Genomic DNA, 19,633 nt, shown 5'->3' with positions numbered 1-19,633 from the left:
GTCGACCAGTGCGCCCTCCACCACGCTGTCGCCTCACTCGCGACTGTCGGCGCAGTCTTTGCTGCGGCGGCAGCGGAGAGGAACTTCCGTGTTTCGGGATCGAACATGAGGCCCAGACGGAACCCAGCTTCGAGTTCTTCCTTGGCGGCCTGGGCGATCCCCGCCGCGTAGTAGCGGTCCTCCCACTTGAAGCCGTCGCAGCGAATGCTCAGATCCCAGCAGGGCCGTGACTTGCCCGGATGCTTCCATCCCACGATCTCCCTAACCCGCCGCCCCTTGCCATCTATGAGCGGGAGACCGTCAGAGCCGAGCTTCTCGCTGCCGTAGATGGGTCCCCGCGGGCGGGTCGCCGTCGTATCGCGAGTAGGCCCGACCACGACGAATGCCTTGGGCCTGAATGGCGTTGCCGGTCGTTCGGCTTGAGTGACCACCGACTCCGGATTCTATGAGCTCCAGGAGGATTCTGGGAGGATCCTGGGTAAGAGGGCTATCTCCAGTGGCCATCGAACAGTCGCCGAGCCGCCGGGTCAGGCGGGCCCTTGGGCCCAACCACTCGCAGGTCCCATGGCGTGTCTACCAGGACTTTCGCGCTTACAGCGGGAACGAGTGGAGCGACCCGAAGCCTGCTACAGTGGTGCCCAAGGAGAGGTGCGAGAGCGGCCGAATCGGACTCACTGCTAATGAGTTGACCTCTAACAGGGGTCCGGGGGTTCAAATCCCCCCCTCTCCGCTCGACTCCCGGTGCCGGCGGCCCCTGCCCCCGCCCCAGCCTCCTCGGACTGGGCAGGCTAAGTATGCCCACGGGATACTTAACCTACCCAGTTGCGCTCGCAACGACATCGGACCAGCCCATCCGGACCGTCCATCCAGACCGTCCCTCCCACCAGCCCGACATGTGCAACGCCGGCGCCTCAACTAAGCAGTGACCCCGTGACCCAGAGCGGGCCGGCGATCGGTAGACGCTTCCCAGTCCCCTCGAGGTTCCAGGTGACGATCACGGCGGTCCTGCTCGCTTGCGTGGCTGCCGTGGCCGTGATTGCGGTGATCCACAAGGCATCCACGACGAGCAGCGGTTCGCCGACGCAATCGCGCGACGAGTTCATGGGTCTCGCCTCGGCGGGCGGCGCCATGGCGCCGGATATCACCATGACCGATCAAGACGGCCAGACGGTCTCCCTCTCGGGCCTCGAGCAGCAGGGCAAGGTCGTCGTGCTCGAGTTCATGGACTCGCACTGCACGGACATCTGCCCGATCATCTCGCAGGAGTTCAAATTCGCCTACCAGCAACTCGGGCTCGATGCGGCCAAGGTCGCCTTTGTCGCCGTCAACGTGAACCCATACCACAACACCATTGCCGACGTCTCCGGGTTCACCGACGAGCAGGGTCTGAACCAGGTACCCGGGTGGTACTTCCTGACCGCCGCGGTACCCCAGTTGCGGCAGGCGTGGAAGGAGTACGGAGTCGCGGTCCAGGCACCGAGCGCCCATGCCGACGTCATCCACTCCGACTACCTGTATTTCATCGACGCCACGGGCCACCAGCGGTACATCGCCTCGCCTGTCGAGGACCACACCGCCGGCGGGGCGGCCTATCTCCCCGCCCCCCAGGTGCGCGAATGGGGAGCCGACATTGCCAGCGTCGCTCGCCAGCTGATCAGCTAGGCACCGATCGGTTCACGAGCCACACGCGTGCCTGATCGCGGGGGCGAACCACGACCTGGTCGATGTCCACGTGCGCCGGCCTCGTCGCCACGAACACCACGATCTCGGCGATGTCGTCTGCGGTCAGCGGGGTAACGCCGGCGTAGACCGCGTCGGCCCCCGAGCGGTCCCCGCCGAATCGGACCAGCGAGAACTCCGTCTCGACCATCCCCGGGTCGATCTCGCTCACCCGCACCGGCTTGCCGACCAGCTCGATCCGAAGCACGTCTGTGAACGCGCGTAGAGCGTGTTCGGCTGCGTTGTAGCCGGCTCCGCCGGCGTACGGCTCGAAGCCGGCGACGGATCCGATGTTGATCACGAGACCGTCGCCCGAGGAGACCAGCCGCGCCAGTAGCGCGCGGGTCATGCGCAGCGTGCCGAGCACATTGGTCTCGTACATCGTGCGCCACTTCTCCTCGTCGGCGTCCTCGATCGAGTCGAGCCCGAGCGCGCCGCCGGCGTTGTTGACCAGCACCCGACATTGCGGCCCGACCGCGGAGCAGAACTCGTCCACCGATTCGGGATCGGTCACGTCCAGCCGGTGAGCGCGCGCCATCCCGCTCGGGAACTGCGCGGCCAGCGCAGCGACCCGTTCGACCCTGCGCGCGCCGAGCACCACCGAGAATCCTGTGCGCACGAGCGCCTCGGCGCACGCCGCACCGATCCCGCTGGACGCACCCGTGATCACGGCGACTCCGCGCCCGCGTGGTCCGTTCACCGCCGGCTCACCCGCTGGCCGGCTTGGCCTCGATGGCCGGCCTGGCCTCGATGGCCGGCTTGGCCCCGATGGCGGCCTCGAGCACCGCGGCGATGTCCTCGGCGTACAGCTCCACCGCCGTTAGCCCGATCTGGACCACCGACATGAGGAGGGACAGCATGATCGCCACCAACCCGTTCGCGACCACGACCGGGTCGATGTCACGCCTCACGAACCCGCGCATCTGCTCGGCCCGGAGCCGTTCTGCGCACGCCTTCCGCAGCTCTGACAGAGCCGGTATCCCGAGGACTCTTGCGGTCACCTCCGGCTCGAGCCCAGCGAGTAGTCGTCGGGCGAGCGGGTGGTGCTCGAGCGCCTCGATCAGCGTGAAGATGAGTGTGCGCCGCCACTCCTGCACGTCTCCGCTGTCGATGATGGTGTCGACTCCCTCGCGGATGACCGCCGCTGCATCCTCGTCGACGGCGGCGAAGAAGAGCGCCTCCTTGCTCGGAAAGTAGGCGTAGGCCAGCGATCCCCCGATCGCCGCGTCCCTGGCGATGTCGGCGACGGCGGTGGCCCGGTAGCCCTCCCGCCCGAACCTGGCTATAGCGGCGTCGAGGATCGCACGCCGGGTCAGCGCCCCTTTCGTCGGGGCGCCGGCATCCCCCGGGCGCCGGCTGACCCGCTCCCGCCGAGATCGGCGGACCCTGGCTCCTGACATGTGACCACAGTAACAGATTTGAGGACTTGAAAGAATCTCTCAAATCATCTAGCCTGGTTGGACAACAGCCGGGGAGGATTCATCAATGACCAGCCAGAGCAGCAATCCCGAGCGCACCGTCCCGACGAGGCGGATGGTGTTCGAGGAGTACTTCTCGGACGTGCCGCGCCACTACGCCGTGGACGGCGATCTCGTCCTGAGCCACGTGGGAGCGGCCCTGTCTGCGGTGTTCCCCGACGGGGAGGACTACTTCGTCCGCTCGGTGCGCCACTTCCGCGACGGGATCACCGACGCGGACCTCAAGAAGCAGGTCGCCGGTTTCATCGGCCAGGAGTCGGTTCACGGCCGCGAGCACCGGGCGTTCAACGACCGACTCGGTGAGCTCGGATACCCCACCAAGAAGTTCGAGAGCCTGACGAAGAAGGGTCTCGCCCTGCGGTGGAAGCTCGCCCCGCCCAAGGCGAACCTGGCTGCGACCGCAGCCCTGGAGCACTTCACCGCCACCCTGGCAGAACTGGTACTGACGAACGAAGAGGTGCGCCGGCATTTCGGCCACCCGGCTGTCACAGATCTGTTCGTGTGGCACGCGCTGGAGGAGTCCGAGCACAAGGCGGTCGCGTTCGACGTCTACAAGGCCGTCGGTGGAACCGAGCGCACCCGGGTCTGGACCATGAAGGCCATCCGCGTCGGCTTCGTCGTAGGCATGAGCCTGCAGATCGCTATATCACTGCTGGGAGACCGGGACACCTACCGTCCACGGACCCTCCTTCGTAGCCTCAAGCGGTTCGCCAAGTCACCGCTCGTGAGCCGGGAGTTGTGGGCCCAGCTGAAGGATTACGACCGGCCCGACTTCCACCCCGACGATAGGGACACCACCGGATTGGTGGCGGAATGGCGGGAGTCTTTGTTCGGAGAGAGTGGCTCGCTCAACGACAAGCTCCTACGCTCGGCTGCCTGATGGAGCATCTCGACGTCCTCGTTGTCGGGGCCGGCCTCTCGGGGATCGGTGCGGGCCACTACCTGAAGGAGAAGTGCCCCTGGGCGTCGTTCGCCATCTTCGAGGCCCGTGAGGCGATCGGTGGCACCTGGGATCTCTTCCGCTATCCGGGGATCCGATCCGACTCGGACATGTTCACCCTGGGTTACTCCTTCCGCCCATGGAACGGGGAAAAGAGCATCGCCGACGGCGACTCGATCCTGCAGTACATCAAGGACACCGCCGCCGAGGAAGGTCTGATCCCTCGCATTCGATTCGGGCACCGTGTCGTCCGCGCGGAGTGGTCGAGCGACGAGGCCCAGTGGCACGTGAGCGCGGAGCGCACGGACACCGGTCAGACCGTCGAGTTGACGTGCGGGTTCATCTTCTCCTGTAGCGGCTACTACCGCTACGACCACGGGTATCTGCCGCCGTTCGACGGCATGGACCGCTTCGGCGGGACGGTCATCCATCCGCAGGACTGGCCAGAGGATCTCGACTACGCCGGCAAGAGAGTTGTGGTGATAGGTAGCGGCGCGACGGCCGTCACCCTCGTGCCGGCGATGGCCGGGCAGGCCGCCCACGTCACGATGCTCCAGAGATCCCCGACCTACATAGCGTCGCTGCCGGCGAGGGATCCGATCGCGGACTTCATGCGCAAAGCCCTGCCCGAGCGGCTGTCCGGCCCGGCGATCCGTTGGATGAAGGCCCTGCTCACGCAGGGCTCCTACCAGCTGAGCCGGCGCCGGCCGGAGCTGATGAAGAAGCTGCTGCGCAAGCAGCTGGAGAAGGCGCTGCCCGCCGGCTACGACATCGACACCCACTTCACTCCGCGGTACAACCCGTGGGATCAGCGCTTCTGCGTCATCCCCGACGGCGATCTGTTCAAGGCGATCCATGCCGGCACGGTCGACGTCGTCACCGACCACATCCAGACATTCACCGAGAAGGGCTTGCTCCTCGAGTCGGGTGCGGAGCTCGACGCGGACATCATCGTCACGGCCACTGGCCTCGAGCTTCTGTTCCTCGGTGGCGTCGAGCTCGTCGTCGACGGGGAGAAGGTGGATCCGGCGACGAAGCTGTCGTACAAGGGGATGATGCTCGAAGGCATTCCGAACCTCGCCATCGCCATCGGCTACACGAACGCTTCTTGGACGCTCAAGTGCGACCTCACCTGTGACTACGTCACGAGGCTGCTCAATCACATGAACACGACCGGTCTCGGGCAGTGCATGCCCGTCAACCGGGATGCCAGCATGGTGACCCGCCCCATCCTCGACCTCACGTCGGGTTACGTGCAGAGATCGGCCGATCGTTTCCCGAAGCAGGGTTCTCGGTTCCCCTGGCAGGTGTACCAGAGCTACGTCCGCGATTACCGGGCGATCAAGATGAGCCGTATCGAGGACGGAGAGATGGTGTTCTCGAACCCACGCCCGCGTGAGCGGGCACTCGCCTCCTGAAGGGGTTCTGCAACCGCCCTGGCTCACCCTCACTGGACCAGCCGCAGGCGGTCATGACGTGACCACGACGCCCCTACCGAGGGCGCCGGAAGGAAGCGTTGCGCTCCCGGGGGATGGAGCCGCCAGCCCGGCACCGATGGTCAGGGGGGCCACCTGCCCGCCGGAGGTCGCGACGTAGCCGATCCGTCCGGTGCTGGTGAGGGCGATCCCTCGAGCGGTGTCCTGCTGGGGCCAGTATCCGGTGCTCGCAGCGGCCGGCGGGATCGGGTTGGAGCCGATGGCGAAGGGGTGGATCCCACCCCATCCGTCGAGCACGTAGCCGCCGCTGCCCGACGGCAGGATGGCGATCGCGCGGGCGATGTCCCAACCCGACCAGTAGTCGGACGTCGTCGCCGCGGGCGGTATGGGGTTGGAGCCGATGGCGAAGGGGTGGACCCCGCCCCACCCGTCGAGCACGTAGCCGCCGGTGCCCGACGGCAGGATGGCGATCCCTCGGGCGATGTCGTGCTGGGGCCAGTAGGCGGTGGTGACAGCGGCCGGCGGGATCGGGTTGGAGCCGATGGTGAAGGGGTGAACTCCTCCCCACCCGTCGAGCACGTAGCCGCCGGTGCCCGACGGGAGGATGGCGATCGCGCGCGCGATATCCCAGCCCGACCAGTAGTCGGACGTCGTCGCCGCGGGCGGTATGGGGTTGGAACCGATGGCGAAAGGATGCACGCCACCCCAACCGTCAAGGGTGTACCCGCCGGAATCGTCGGGCAGCACTACCGCACCGCGGGCGATGTTCCACCCCGGCCAACTGTCCGAGGTGGTGACCGCAGCGGCCGCCGGCCCAGAGGTCGTCTCCGGGTGGAGATTGCCGTATCCGTCGAGGACGTACGCCCCGCCGGCCGAGCCTTGGGACGCGACTGCCGCGAGGTGGGTTTTGTAGCCGGTTCCGTATGCGGTTGGGGTGCCGGCGTAGGTGTTGATGAGTGCGGGGAAGCTGCTGCAGTTGGCGGTGTTCCACGCCCAGGCGAGGTATGAGACGCCGTGCGCGTCGGCCCAGGACATGTACGAGTCGATGAATCCCGCGGCGCAGTCGTTTTCTCCGATCTCGCCGGTGACGATTGGCACCGACGCTGCGACAGCAGCGACGGTCTGGTCCCAGCAGGCGGGGGTGTTGCACTGCGAGTAGTTGTAGATGTGAGCGGAGGCGACCAGTTGGTGGTCGGGGTCGACCGGCTCGTTGGCCAGCCAGCCCGACACGTCGCCGGCCCAGTTGAGCCCGGCGACCATCACCGGTTGGGTCGCGCCGGTCGATCTCACCGCGTCGAGAAGCGACTGCATCCCCGCTGCCTGCCAGCCGCCCGCGGTGACACAACCGTTGAGCCAGCACGACCACGAGATGTCGTGCGGCTCGTTGTAGAGGTCGAACACGACCCCCGGGTCGGGTTTGAACAGGGTGGCTACTGAGGACCAAAACGCCGGCGAGTGGTCCGCGTCGGCCATTACCTGCTGGCCCAAAGCCAAAGAGTTGCCGGGTGCCGACCAGTGCAGGTCCAAGATGGCCACCATCCCCGCAGCGTTGATCTGCGAGACGTAGTCCTGGATCGCCGAGCGGTAGTTCGACCCGCCGTAGCTGGGGTTGACACCGTTGATCCCCAACCAGCAGTCCTCGTTGAGCGGCACCCTCACAGCGTTGACATGCCACGAGGCGATCGCGGCGACCGACGCCGCATCGGTGGGCCCGTCGAAGATCCCCCAACCCTGCGCGCACGCGTACTCGCTGCCCGAGCGGTCCACACCCAACAACCGCAATGGGACCCCAGCGGCATCCACAAGGTGATTCCCCCGCACCGACACTCCGACAGACCCCGACACCGCAGCAGGCGAGGCCCGCACCGCAACCGTCGTTGTGCCGAGGGTAAGAATGGTCGTAAGAGCAGTTGCCGCGACTGCCAGCCGCCGCGGCAGGTGGGTCGCAAAGGCGCGTTCGATCAGGGTCGAGAGGAGAATCCGCCGTTTCACGATTGTCCGTATCGGCTCCACGGCCGTCCGAACTTGAGTTCGATTCACCGACGGCCTCGATGGTTGGCTGCTCGCCCTGCGGCAGCCGTTCCTCTCCTTGCAGCCCCGTCCTTCCTTGCAGCCCGGTCCCGTCCCGATGCGAGCAGTAAAGAGACTCGAGCAGGCGGCCTGCCGGTTCACCCTGGGGCTGGCGGTCTTGATCTCCGCTACGGGTGTCGCCGGTGTCGTAGCGCACTCCGCCGGCTCCTCGCGCCTGCCCAACCCTCCCAGCGGGGTACCAATTTCCGTTTCGGCCTTCCTCGCCTCGTACGTGGACGGCTCCGGGCGCGTGGTCCGCTGGGACCAGGGCGGCGACACGGTCAGTGAGGGCCAGGCGTACGCCCTTCTGCTGGCGGTTGCCGCCGGCGATCGGGATCGTTTCGCCGCGGTATGGGCTTGGACCAAAGAGCATCTCCAACGGCCGGACGGCCTTCTCGCATGGCACTGGGCGGGCGGCCGAGTCGTCGACTGGATGCCGGCTGCCGACGCGGACCTCGACACGGCGTGGGCGCTGGGACTGGCCGGCACCCGCTTCGGTGATCCTTCGCTGGAGGCGGCCGCGCGGCGGATGGCTAATTCGATCTTGCGGGAGGAGACGGTCACGACGGCTCTTGGGCCGGTGCTGGTCGCCGGCCCGTGGGCGCGGACGAACCCGGCGATGGTCGAGCCCGGCTATTTCGCCCCAGAGGCGTTCGCCGAACTCGAGCGGTCCACCGGCGACATCCGCTGGGCCAGCGTGTCCGCGACGGCGATGGTGGTTCTCGGCCGGCTCACGGGCTCGGGACTTCCGCCTGATTGGGCCTCGGTGACCACGGCGGGTGCGGTGGTCCCCACCCACGCGCCCGGCTCGTTCTCGACTCCGTCCTTCGGGCTGGACGCTGAACGCGCCGTGGTCTGGGCTGCGCCATGCGACGGGATGGGTTCCGCGATAGCTGCCAGGGCATGGGCGCGGCTTGCGCCGTCGGCGACCCGTGAGCTGTTCCCCCTCGAGCTGAGTCTCGACGGATCGGCGGAGACCCCGGACGTGAGTGCCGTGATCGCCGTCGCTGACGCCGCGGCGGCGCAAGCGAGCGGCAGGGCGTCTCAGGCATCCGAGCTCCTCGACGCCGCGGCGAGGATTTCGGCGAGGTATCCCACCTACTACGGGTCGGCGTGGGTTGCTCTCGCGAATTCGCTGCTCGGGGCCAAGGGTCTCAGTGATTGTTCGAGATGAGCTAGCTTGGCCGGCCGTCGGCGAGCCATTTCCTGGGGATTTAATATTCCTATAATCTGGACCTAAGATTTCTCGGGTCATACGGTCATTAGGTGGTCGGGTCGAGCTGTCCACGATCACTCAGCGGGCGAGTTTTCCACAGCCGTGAATTCTTAATTTTAGGTTCATTGTGCCTGAATTGCCTTGACAGGGCTGACCCGATCGTTGTTAAGGTAAGTGGCGTTGTCCTCGCTAGTGACGGTTGTGATCACAATGCCAGGTCAGCGTGCTCTCGGACTGGGTGGAAAAGACTCGCCCTCCGTGCCCCCCTCATCAATTGTGGATTGATTGCAGATAATGCGCCTAGATATCATCATCCCTGCTCACAATGAGGAGCACCGAATCGACCGGATGCTCAGCGCATTCCGGTCTCGCTTGGAAGATCCAGGGACTCGGTTCTTCGTCGCCTTGGACCACTGCACGGACGGCACCGCTGAGGTGGTGGGGCGGCACTCCAGGGTGGACGACCGGGTAGAGGCGATCTGTTACCCGAAGCTCGGAAAGGGCGGCGTGATCATGGAGACCCTTCGTCTCTGCGACGCCGAACTCGTCGCCTTCGTCGATGCCGACTGCGCCACCCCGCCCGTCGAGTTGATACGACTGGCGGAGGCAGCGCAACACGCTGACGTCGCCATCGCTACCCGGTGGCACCCGGCTTCGGTCCTCCCGAGCCCGAGACCATTGTCAAGACGAATCGAGAGCCGCGTGTTCGCCCGAGTCGTGCAGACGGTGTTCGGCTTGCCCTTCGCCGACACTCAGTGCGGAGCGAAGGTTCTACGGCGTCGTGCTGCTCAAGCGATCGTCCCGTTGCTGTCGTCGCGCGACTTCCTCTTCGACGTCGACCTGTTGCTGACCGCCCGCTCGCTCGGCTTCGACGTCGTGGAAGTCCCGACCGTGTGGGTCGACCAGGCGGGCTCCCGGCTCCATGCCGGGCGCGACGGCAGAAGGATGGCGCTCTCCACCTTTCGGCTGTGGTTGCACTCCCGCGTGCTGCCGGTTCCGGCCGGCGCCGCCGACCTTCTCCCTCCTGCTCGCTCGCAAGAGCCAGCGGCGATCGACCTTCCGGCCATGGAGCGCGAGGCCCGTGAACACTTGGTGTCCGCGACGGTCGAGCGTGCATGAGACCCACTCCCGACGTAACACTCGTCTCCCCGTACCCGCGCTCAGGAACGGAGATCGAAACCGGGGTCGCGGCTTATGCCCGGTGCCTCTCACAGGCCCTGGCGGGCACCGGCGCGAAGGTGACGGTCGTCGCACCCGGGAAGGGAGTCGACCACGACGGACCTGTCAGGGTCGAGCGCTGCTTCTCTCCCGGACCACTGGGAGCGTTCAGGGCCGTCGACGCTGCTCTCGGGACCGGCGCCCCGCTGGTGCACGTGCAGCATGAGGCGTTCCTCTACGGCGGACCGGATTCGGTACCCGCCTTTCTGCTAGCGCTCGGCAGGTTGCGGCGCGCACGGCGCGGGCCAGTGGTGACGATGCACCAGGTCGTGGCGCCGGCGACGATCGATCGCGCGTTCACGGACCTGCATCGTGTTCGGCTTCCCGCTCCAGTCGCCCGTGTCTCTTTGGCGGCGCTCCAGGAGTCCATTGCCCGGCTCGCCAGCCGTGTCATCGTCCACGAGGAGGCGTTCAATCGGGTCATCCCGCGATCGGTCGTCATGCCGCTCGGAACCGGGGGATCCCGGCCACCCGACAGGCCCGCTTGGGACCGGGCCGAGGCTCTGCGCGCGGCTTGCGGTGCGGGGACCGGGGAGTTGCTGGTGCTCTGTTTCGGTTTCGTGGCTCCCTACAAGGGGTTGGAGGTCGCCCTCGAGGCGGCCCGCATCGCGGGACCCGATGTCCGCTTTGCCGTCGCCGGGGCCGAACACCCCCGCCTGGCCGGGCAGGGATACCTGGACGAGCTGAAACGGCGCTACGGGGACGTCGCGACGTTTGCAGGCTATGTGCCGGAGAGCGACGTGTCCGGATGGTTCGCCGCCGCCGACGCCGTGCTGCTCGCTTATCCGCAGGCGTTTTCGAGCAGCGGTGTCCTCGCTCTGGCCGTTGAACACGGGGTTGCCGCGCTGCTGTCACTCGCCGTGGCGGAAGTTGCCGGGCTCCCGGCCGATCTGTCCGTGCCGCTCGACGCGCCGGGCATGGCCGACCGGCTCCGTCGGCTGTCCCAGGACCGGGTTCAGCTGTCGAACCTCGCCGAACGTACCCGCCGGCTGGGGGAAGGCCGCTCGTGGCCGCAGGTGGCCCAGCGGCACTTGAACCTGTACGAGGAGGTGATCGATGCCCAGTCTGCTGCTCGGCGGCCGCTGGGGTAATGACCCGGTCGGCGAACGTGCTCTACTGGCGGCCTTCGCCGCCTCGCTGCCCGAATACGAAGTCGTCTCCGGCGTGACCGCCCTGTCGCGGGCGGTCAGTTCCGATGCCGTCAGACAGCTGCGCGGAATGGTCGTCGCCGGCGAGGAGCTCGCGCCGCTTGCGTTCGAGAGGCGCCCCCGTTCGGGTATGAGTCTCGGCGCCGCCACGAGGCTGATGAGCCTCTCTCGCGCGTTACGCAAGCCGCTCACCTTCCTCGGGGTCAGCGTGGGAGCCGCCAACTCCGCGTTGGACCGGACGCTCGCCCGGCACCTGGTTCGCCGGGCGGTCCTCCTGCTCGTCGCCGACGAAGAGTCGGCAGGGTCGTTGGCCTCGGCGGGCGCCGCCGTACCGGTGCGCGTCTCCGCCGACCCGGCGTGGCTCGGGTTCGGCCCGGGCGGAGCGGTGCGCGGCGGCGGTGAGACCGTGACAGTGGTGGTCGACGGCAGGGTGCGACCGGACATCGAGGTAGGTCTGCTCTCGGGTTTGGCCGCCGCCGCTGGGCAGGGCATGCGCATCAAGCTTCTTCCCTGGGCGGGTCACGATTCCCCCGACAGGGCGATGAGTTTCCGCCTCGCCGAGCAACTGCGTAACCAGGGCTGCGCGGTCGAGACGGCACCGTCACCCGTGACTCTCGACGACGCGTGTCACACCTTCGAGGACGCCGGCGTGGTCGTCACGTTGCGCTACCGAGCCGTGCACGCGGCCGCGTCCCTCGGGGTTCCGATTGTCGGGGTGGGCACCGAGGCGCGCATCACCGCCATGGCCCGCCGCCTCGAGCAGACCAGCATCGCCCCCGGCTCGCTGGCTGCAGCGCTCCCTTCAGCCATCGTTGCAGCCTTCAACGGCCCCGCGCCGAGCCCCGCCGCGGTCAAGGACGAGATAGCTCGGGCCGATGCCGGCTTTTCCCTGATGCGTCTCGTCCTCGAGCGGGGCGACACCGAGATCTCGCAGGTGGACGGCCTGCCTCTGGCACCGGACCCTTGGCTGCGATAGTCGACGCGGCGAATGCCCGCCCTGCCCAGTCGGCCCCCGGCAAGCGGAGGCTCGGAGGGGAACAGGTAGGCGTAGCCGCCGGGCAGTTCGCCGCGGGAGTAGGAAACCTCGCCTTCGCCCTCGTGGCCGCGCGGGTGCTCGACCCTGCCGGCTTTGCCCGCCTCGGCGTGTTCCTGAGCCTGTACCTGGTTCTCAGCCTCCCCTCCATGAGCCTGACCGCGGCAACGGCCGTGCAACCGGAACGGCGGGTCGCGCTCGTGAGGAAGGTCGCCTTCGCGAGCTTGGTGACGGCAGGGGTGGCAGTCGTGTCCGCCCCGTTCACGGCCGCCGCCCTCAACCTGCCGGTAGGGATGGTGATCGTCCTCGCAACGGCCATTCCGGCCATGGCACCACTCGCTCACCAGCGCGGGCGCCTCTACGGTCGCTACCGACACCGCCGCCTGATCGCAAGCTTCCTGGCTGAGCCGGCCGCCCGCCTGACTGTCGGCGTTGCCTTCGCAGCAGCGCTAGGCGAAGTCGGTGCCGCCGCCGGTGTGGTCCTGGGCACCTACGCCGCCCGGGAGGTCGCTCGTGGCCGCCGGCCGCTCTCGCGAGCGGGTGTCGCCTCCGAGCTCGTCGGGGTGCCCGGCACCAACAACGGGGGCAAAGGCTCGCTCGACGGGGCGGTCCCTCCGGGCGCTCGGGCCGGCAGCGCGCGGGTGGCCGCGGCGGCGGCTCCTACGGAGGCGGCGGTCGCGGCGGGATGGACAGCCGCCGCGTTCGCGCTGCTCGCCGTCGTCCAGTGCCAGGACCTGATATTCGCGAACGTCATCCTCCCGGGATCCCAGGCGGGCGGTTATGCCGCGCTGTCGACCCTCGGCGGTGCCGCGGCCTTTGCAACCGTGACGGTCCCGATGGTGCTGCTCCCCCGAGCGGTACGACAGGACCGCCACAGCCTGACCATAGCGGTCGGGTTCGCCGGCGTTCTCGGAGCCGCTGCCGTCGGCATCGGAGCGGTCGCCCCCCGGTTGATCGCGGCGGGCCTGTTCGGCTCACGATACGGATCGGTCAGCCGCTTCGTCGTGCCGTACCTCGCCGCCATGGCCATGCTGGGTGTCGCCAGGGTGCTGGTGGCCCACCGCTGCGCTACGGGGACCCCTCGAGCCGCCACCGTCCTGGTCGGAGCGGTGGCAGCGGGCCAGGCCATTTCGATCGGGGTGGTGGGGCGCAGCGTGGGCTCCATTGCGGCAACCACCGTCGGTGCGACAGCGGCCCTGACATCCGGCCTGGCACTCGAACGGTTCATACGCCCGCGCCTCGCCGACCAGGACCTTCGGGCCTGGGTGCGAACGGTGCTGGCCGACCCGACGGTTCGTGCAGTCGGCGCGATGTGCGCGGTCGGGTTGGCCGTGCGCTTGTGGGTCTTCCGGGGCATCTGGCTCGACGAAGCGACGAGCATCCACCAGGCCGGCATGTCGTTCGGGGGGATGCTCAACAACCTGCGCACCACCGACGTGCATCCCCCTCTCTACTTCAGCATCCTGTGGATCACCGATCGGGCTTTCGGAGCAGGCGAGCTGGCCATGCGCAGCCCCTCGATCCTCGCCGGATTGGCCGTCATTCCCGCCGCGTACGTCGCCGGCCGCGACCTGTGGGATCGCCGCAGCGGTCTTGTGGCAGCCGCAATCGCGACGGTCGCCCCGATGCTGGTCTGGTACTCGCAGGAAGTCCGCATGTACTCGATGTTCATGCTGGTCGCCTTGGTTGCCATTTGGGGCCAGGCGCGAGTGCTACGGCGGGGATCGCAGTGGGATTGGGCCATATTCACGCTGGGAAGCGCGGCTCTGGTGTGGACCGAGTACTTCGGGATCTTCCAGGTCATCGCCCAGCAAGTCGTCTTCGCATGGGTGTCCTGGACGCGCCGCCGGGACAGGGAAGCCTTGCTTCGCCTTCTAGTGCCATGGGCGCTCGCGACGCTCGCGCTCCTGGCGTTCCTAGCGCCCCTCTTCCCCTTCGCGTCCCACCAGTTCCTCGTCAACCAGAATTCCGGCAAGGGATTCGGAGGCCCATCTCAGGTCGGGCTGTCGGGTGCACAGTCGATCTCGGTGTACACGGTTCTGACCAACTTCGCGTGGGCGCTCATCGGTTACCACTCGGCTTCGGTCATGGCGGCTCTGGTCGCCCTGTGGCCGATCGGGATCCTCCTGACCCTGTTTCTTCTCGGGCGGAACATCACCGGCTCGACCGTCGTCGTCGTGGCCTCAGCCGTCCTGCCAGCCCTCCTCCTCCTTGGCATCGGCCTCTTCAAACGCAACCTCTTCGACGTCCGCTACATGTCCGGTGTCGTCGTGGCCGTCTTGTTGCTCACCGCACGAGCCATAACCGGAGGCTCGCGAAGCCTGCGGGTACAAGCCGCCGCTTGCGTCGCGGTGGCCGGAATCTTCGCCGTCTCCCTCGGTGACGAGCAGATCAACGGATCGAACCCTCGGTTGTACGACTTCGCAGGCGCTCTGAGCGCGGTGGATCACCGGGCCCGCCCCGGCGACGTCATCCGCTACGACCCATCCGACATCGGACTGGTGGTCAGCTACTACGCGCCGAACGTGAAGGCGGTATCCGTCGCTGCTCCGCACTCGGTACCTCCCCCGGGGCATCAGGAGTTCGTCCTGGCCTCCCCCAACCTCATGCACCCAGGCGAGCCGGCGGCCCTGCACAAGGAGCTGGTACGGATGCGAAAGATCGAGACCCAAATCGCAGTGATCAAGAAGGCGAACGTGACCGTGTGGGTGTTCCGGGTACCCGCGGCAGGTGGGTCATGACGGTCACATCCCTCAGGCAGTGGTCACCAACGGCCGGTTGGCGGCAGGTGAGGCGCCGGCTGCTCTGCCTGCTTCCCGTCAACGTCGCGCTCAGCATCTGGTACTTCACTTGGCTCTTGGCCCCGGAGCGGATAGGCAACCCGGTCCTGTACGGGCTTCTGATCGTTGCGGAGTCTTTCAACCTTGTTCAGGCTGCGGGATTCTGGTGGACCGCATCGAAGGCAAAGGAGCCGCCGCCCACCCGGACTGACTTCGGCCCGGTGCCGGTAGACGTACTCATCCCCGTCTACAACGAGGAGCTCGACGTGGTCGAGGCGACGGTCGCAGCAGCTTGCCGTCTGGCGTACCCCGAGGTGACCGTCGTCGTATGCGACGACGGCGACCGCGACGAGTTGGCCGCGATGGCGGTGCGCCACGGAGCCGAGTACATCCGGCGCTCGGACCACTCCGGTGCCAAGGCCGGCAACCTCAACCACGCGCTGCTGCGCACTAGTTCGCCATTCATCGCAGTGTTCGATTGCGACCACGTGCCAGCGCCCTCGTTCCTGGGCGCCACCATGGGCCACTTCAGCGACCCGAACGTCGCGCTGGTCCAGACGCCGCAGCACTACGCCAACGCCGCCGACAATCCGATCGCCGCCGCGGCCTGGAGCCAGCAGGCCCTGTTCTTCGGGGTAATCGCCCGGGGCAAGGACGCAATGGGGTCGATGTTCTGCTGCGGGACCAACGTCGTAATCCGCCGTGAGGCACTCGAGTCGGTCGGGGGGATCCCCGAGGACTCCGTGACCGAGGACTTCGAATTGTCCGTCCGTCTCAGGGAGCGAGGATGGCGCATCGCGTACGTCCCGACCGTGCTCGCCTCGGGTCTGGGACCCGAAGACATGGCGTCCTACGTCAGCCAGCAGCACCGCTGGGCGCGCGGTTGCCTCGCGGCGGTAGCGACCGTCGCCCGCTCGAGACTCCCCTGGCGACAGCGAGCGCAGTTCCTGCTGTCGTCGATGTTCTTCCTGACCGGATGGACGTATCTGATCTACATGACGCTGCCGGTGGTGCGGATCCTCGGTGGCCAGCAAGCCCTCGCAGGTGCAACGGCGAACCAGTTCCTGGATCACTTCGCGCCGTACTTCTGTTTCAGCATGCTCACCGTGGCGATAGCGGGGCGGGGGAGTTACACCTTCTCGGCGTTCGCCCTGATGGAAGCCAGCTTCTGGATACACATAAGCGCCTCTATCCGAGCCTTGCTTCGCCGGCGGAGCCGGTTCGTCGTGACTCCCAAAGTCGGCAAGGCCGGTCGACAGCCCGGCGCAGTCGCGCCGGCACTCGTCGCTCTGTCCGTCCTAATCGTCTCTGCGGTGTACGGCCTGATACACAGCCGGTCGCCTGCCACGCTCAACAACGTCGCGTTCGCGGACCTCCACATCAGCGTGCTCCTGGTGGGCATATGGCCTGCTCTCGTCGGGACCCGTAGTTCGCGGGTTCGCAGCCCGGACCTGAGGCTGGAGCGGGCAGCGGCATGATCGTCCCGAACGTTCTCATCGCGGGCGCGTTCGGTCAGGGCAATCCGGGCGACGAGTCGATCCTCGACGCTCTTCTTCGGGGATTGGACGGGTGCGCGGTGTCCGCGACGAGCGCGAATCCGTTCCGCGGCCCGACGAGTCCACCTTGCCGCCTGCTCGCGGCTGATAACCCCCGCGCGGTCGCCGCGGCCGCTCTGGAGGCGGATCTCGTCGTGGCGACGGCGACGGTCTTCAAGTCCCTCCACCCGAGTAGCCGGCGCCACCCGTTGGCGTTGCTGGCCGACACCCTCGCGCTTGGTGTCGCCACGCGACTCAGGGGCCGACCGGTCGCGATGGTTGGGGTCGGGGCGGCGCAGCTGGAGAGCCGGTCCGCACGCGTCTTCGCAAGGGCCATCGCCGGCGTTTCCGGCCCGATAACGATGCGCGACGAGGAGTCGGCGTCGATCCTCCGGGCGGCAGGGGTGCAACGTCCCCTCCCGGTCGCGGCCGACGTGACCTGGTCCCTGATGCCAGAGTTCGCACTCGAACCGCCCGGGGTTCCCGCCGGTAGCCCGAAGGTTGTGGTTGCCCTCAGCCACCTGGCCGGAGACGGAAGACTCGTCGCGTCCATTCGGGATGCCCTGCGCGAGCTGCACCGCGCCGGTTGCTCGGTGACGGTCCAGCCCTGGCAGCTCCCGCAGGACGCCGGCATGGCCGCCGCCGTGGCGCAAAGCGTGGACGCACCCGTCGAGGTACGCGACCCTCCGCCTGACGTGGTCGCGGCCGCGTCCGCTCTGCGGGGTGCATCTGTCGTGCTGGGGCTGCGATTCCATTCCCTCGTAGCCGCAGCTGCGGCCGGTGTGCCCTTCGTCGCCATCGCCCACGAGCCGAAGCTGGCGGCCCTTGCACGACGCCTCGAGCAGACCAGCCAACCCCCCTCGGTGAGCAGTGCGGGTCTGGCGGCTGCCTGCCGCGAGGCCGCTGCCGGCGCCCCGCCGTCGAAAGCTGCGGTACGCCGGGAGACTCAGCTGGCCGACCGGGCCATCGCCGGTGTCCGCGCGCTGGCCTTCGAGCGAGCGCGCAACAGGCGGCCGGGCCTGTCGGTGGTATCGGTCACATCTACTTGAGCGTCAAGCCGCTCGTACGACTATCCGGCACAGCCCTCGTCGGTGTTGCCCTCGTAGACGGTCGACAAAGACGTGCTGGCGCCCCCGGGGCGATACCTGCCGCTGGAGCCCGTGACGCCGGTCTCAGGCCGCCGGCTCGGGGCTGCCGCGCCGGTCTCTGATAGTTGCGGAGGGAGTGGGATTTGAACCCACGGAGATCTATGCAATCTCAAAGCTTTTCAAGGGCGGCCCGAGTTGTGGTTCGGATCGGCTGTAGTAGGTCTGAACTGGCGTTTTGAGTTCGGCTTGTCGCCGAAGTCGGCTCGGATCGGCGGGTTTCGGCTCGAAATTATGGCCGTCTCTATGGCCGTCGGCGTCGCGCTCGTTCGGATTGTGGCCTTGCTATCCGCCGTCTGAAGTACCATGAAATGAAGATCATGGCTCTCGGAAAGGAGGCGAGTGTGGCAGCGTCTCTTGCCAAGACAGCTCAGGCGATAAAGGCCAGTCTGGCCGGGCCAGACCCCTCCCGAGGGGAGTCCGAATCCATTCGTCTCGCGTTCTCGTTCATCGAGTTGTACGAGCGGGACTGGGTTCCGGAGCGCGTTCATCTGCTCGAGGACTGCCCCGAGCCGGTTGGTGATCCCCGCTTCGATGCCCTCCTTGCCGCACTTGCCGAGCATTTGTGTGCGGAGCACGGCAGTGAGAGTCCGGCTTGGGTTGGTCACCCGAACCGGTTCCTCGACACGTGGTGGTTCGTGGCGGGTATGAAGTCCTTGGAGGCCGATGCCTTGGTCCACAGTCCGATCTCATTCGCCCGTCGCGGGGTGTTCCTGGGCGACGGCGCGTTGAGCTACGCCTGAGGTGCTGCTCGATCGCGCTGGCCTCCTTCGCGCCTTCAGAGCACTCGACGAAGAACTCGAACGGGACAAGATCCGAGCCGACGTCTTCGTCGTCGGGGGCGCCGCCATGGCCGTGGCTTACGACACGCGCCGATCTACGCGTGACGTGGATGCCGTCTTCGTTCCGACAGCGGAGGTTCGAGCCGCCGCCCGTCGTGTGGCCGAACGTCTCGACCTTGACCCGGATTGGCTCAATGACGGAGCTAAAGCCTTCGTGCCCGGCGACGATCCGAACAAGAGCAACGTTTTTGAGGGCAAGTATTTGCAGGTAGCCGCAGCATCGCCGAGGTTCTTACTGGCGATGAAACTTCTTGCTTCTCGAGTCGAGCGGGACCAAGACGACATACGGGAGCTGTATCGGCTGTGCGGGTTCACTACGACCGAGGAAGGATTACAACTTGTTGCTGCCGCCTATCCGTCGCGGATAATCCCACCACGCACTCGATTCATGCTCGAGGAGATGTTCCCTGCGATTGAGCGGGGCAACGATCGAAGAGAACCCGACCTAGGTATGGGACTCTGACCACCGCTCCTGGTGCCGCACAGGTTCGGCGTGTGATTACGGGCTATCGGGCGGTTCCGCCGACTACGCCCGGTCGAGAGCGCCCGTGCCGATGAAGATGCCGCGGATGCGGAAGGCGGCGGGGGAGTGGACGAGCGCGTCCGTTCTCACCGAGGGGAGGTCGATCGGGAACCACCACTGCTCGAGAAAGCGGTCGGCCTCGTACGCCCACTCCGGGATCTCGATCCCGTCGTGGTAGGCGAGGTGCTGGGCCAGCGCGGCTATAAGGGCGTCGTAGCGCGGATCGCCGGTCGTTGCCGGTCTCTCGCCGAGAAGTCGGGCCCGCCGGTCGACCGGTTCCCAGCTGTACTCCTCGACGAACTCCAGAACCAAGCGCCGACGATCGGCGTCAATGGCCATGCTTCGGAGGCCTACGGCGAGGTCGGCCAGGGTCATGGCGCGATATGACTTCGCCGCAGTGACCACCCGATCAGCGTACCGATCACGGTTGCCGCAAATTATGGCCTCTCTATGGCCACACTTCATGCACATTCGTACCGGCCGATTCGAGTCAGCCAACCACATCAGTCTCGCGACTAGAGAATTCTCCCTTGCGCAGCAAAGGATTTTG

At 67.1% G+C, this 19,633-nt stretch carries 17 protein-coding genes and 1 tRNA gene; 13 read left to right on the top strand and 5 right to left on the bottom strand.

Going from position 1 to position 19,633, the window contains the following annotated elements:
* The coding region (locus tag VNF71_14820) for a hypothetical protein (protein ID HVA75828.1) at window positions 1-431 on the bottom strand (431 nt) is incomplete at its 3' end.
* 211 nt (window positions 432-642) lie between these two features.
* On the opposite strand from VNF71_14820, the gene VNF71_14815 reads away from it, so the two are divergent.
* Both VNF71_14815 and VNF71_14810 read left to right on the top strand, forming a co-directional pair.
* Window positions 643-730 (top strand) — tRNA-Ser (locus tag VNF71_14815).
* Between the two features lie 200 nt (window positions 731-930).
* Window positions 931-1,662, top strand: a complete 732-nt coding sequence (locus VNF71_14810) for an SCO family protein (protein HVA75827.1) — start codon at window positions 931-933, stop codon at window positions 1,660-1,662.
* Here VNF71_14810 and VNF71_14805 read toward each other — a convergent pair.
* A complete protein-coding gene (locus VNF71_14805) occupies window positions 1,655-2,419 on the bottom strand; it encodes an SDR family NAD(P)-dependent oxidoreductase (GenBank protein HVA75826.1) in 765 nt (254 codons plus the stop codon). The genes VNF71_14810 and VNF71_14805 overlap by 8 nt on opposite strands.
* Window positions 2,420-2,426: 7 nt before the next feature.
* On the bottom strand, window positions 2,427-3,119 hold the full coding sequence (locus tag VNF71_14800; protein HVA75825.1) for a helix-turn-helix domain-containing protein: 693 nt from the start codon (window positions 3,117-3,119) through the stop codon (window positions 2,427-2,429).
* 85 nt (window positions 3,120-3,204) lie between these two features.
* Here VNF71_14800 and VNF71_14795 point away from each other — a divergent pair, with 85 nt between their 5' ends.
* Window positions 3,205-4,077: a metal-dependent hydrolase gene (locus VNF71_14795; protein HVA75824.1), complete on the top strand. Its 873-nt coding sequence runs from the start codon at window positions 3,205-3,207 to the stop codon at window positions 4,075-4,077.
* A complete protein-coding gene (locus tag VNF71_14790; protein ID HVA75823.1) occupies window positions 4,077-5,555 on the top strand; it encodes an NAD(P)/FAD-dependent oxidoreductase in 1,479 nt (492 codons plus the stop codon). Before VNF71_14795 ends, VNF71_14790 begins: the two co-directional genes overlap by 1 nt.
* 51 nt (window positions 5,556-5,606) lie before the next feature.
* On the opposite strand, the gene VNF71_14785 is transcribed toward VNF71_14790, so the two are convergent.
* Complete coding sequence (locus VNF71_14785) at window positions 5,607-7,565, bottom strand: cellulase family glycosylhydrolase (protein HVA75822.1); 1,959 nt, start codon at window positions 7,563-7,565, stop codon at window positions 5,607-5,609.
* Between the two features lie 136 nt (window positions 7,566-7,701).
* Here VNF71_14785 and VNF71_14780 point away from each other — a divergent pair, with 136 nt between their 5' ends.
* The 9 genes from VNF71_14780 to VNF71_14740 all read left to right on the top strand — a co-directional run bounded on the left by VNF71_14780 (window position 7,702) and on the right by VNF71_14740 (window position 19,023).
* A complete protein-coding gene (locus VNF71_14780) occupies window positions 7,702-8,817 on the top strand; it encodes a glycosyl hydrolase family 8 (GenBank protein HVA75821.1) in 1,116 nt (371 codons plus the stop codon).
* A 336-nt stretch (window positions 8,818-9,153) separates the two neighbouring features.
* Entirely contained in the window at window positions 9,154-9,978 is an 825-nt protein-coding gene (locus VNF71_14775; GenBank protein HVA75820.1) for a glycosyltransferase, read from the top strand.
* Window positions 9,975-11,168: a hypothetical protein gene (locus tag VNF71_14770; protein HVA75819.1), complete on the top strand. Its 1,194-nt coding sequence runs from the start codon at window positions 9,975-9,977 to the stop codon at window positions 11,166-11,168. Before VNF71_14775 ends, VNF71_14770 begins: the two co-directional genes overlap by 4 nt.
* Window positions 11,134-12,201: a hypothetical protein gene (locus VNF71_14765; protein HVA75818.1), complete on the top strand. Its 1,068-nt coding sequence runs from the start codon at window positions 11,134-11,136 to the stop codon at window positions 12,199-12,201. The genes VNF71_14770 and VNF71_14765 overlap by 35 nt, the downstream gene beginning before the upstream one ends.
* Window positions 12,189-14,999: a glycosyltransferase family 39 protein gene (locus tag VNF71_14760; GenBank protein HVA75817.1), complete on the top strand. Its 2,811-nt coding sequence runs from the start codon at window positions 12,189-12,191 to the stop codon at window positions 14,997-14,999. Before VNF71_14765 ends, VNF71_14760 begins: the two co-directional genes overlap by 13 nt.
* Complete coding sequence (locus VNF71_14755) at window positions 14,996-16,516, top strand: glycosyltransferase (protein HVA75816.1); 1,521 nt, start codon at window positions 14,996-14,998, stop codon at window positions 16,514-16,516. Before VNF71_14760 ends, VNF71_14755 begins: the two co-directional genes overlap by 4 nt.
* Window positions 16,513-17,622 carry a polysaccharide pyruvyl transferase family protein gene (locus VNF71_14750; protein ID HVA75815.1) on the top strand — a complete coding sequence of 370 codons (1,110 nt, stop codon included), beginning with the start codon at window positions 16,513-16,515 and terminating at the stop codon, window positions 17,620-17,622. Before VNF71_14755 ends, VNF71_14750 begins: the two co-directional genes overlap by 4 nt.
* A gap of 407 nt (window positions 17,623-18,029) precedes the next feature.
* Window positions 18,030-18,461, top strand: a complete 432-nt coding sequence (locus VNF71_14745) for a hypothetical protein (protein HVA75814.1) — start codon at window positions 18,030-18,032, stop codon at window positions 18,459-18,461.
* Window position 18,462: 1 nt separating this feature from the next.
* Entirely contained in the window at window positions 18,463-19,023 is a 561-nt protein-coding gene (locus VNF71_14740) for a DUF6036 family nucleotidyltransferase (protein ID HVA75813.1), read from the top strand.
* 63 nt (window positions 19,024-19,086) lie between these two features.
* Here VNF71_14740 and VNF71_14735 read toward each other — a convergent pair whose 3' ends face one another.
* Window positions 19,087-19,488, bottom strand: a complete 402-nt coding sequence (locus VNF71_14735) for a hypothetical protein (GenBank protein HVA75812.1) — start codon at window positions 19,486-19,488, stop codon at window positions 19,087-19,089.
* Window positions 19,489-19,633 lie beyond the last annotated feature (145 nt).

The sequence above is a fragment of the Acidimicrobiales bacterium genome (assembly GCA_035533095.1).
In the GTDB taxonomy this organism is placed as follows: domain Bacteria; phylum Actinomycetota; class Acidimicrobiia; order Acidimicrobiales; family Palsa-688; genus DATLUM01.
The sequence above is the reverse complement of the archived record's forward strand: the minus strand, read 5'-3'. Positions and strand labels throughout refer to the sequence as shown.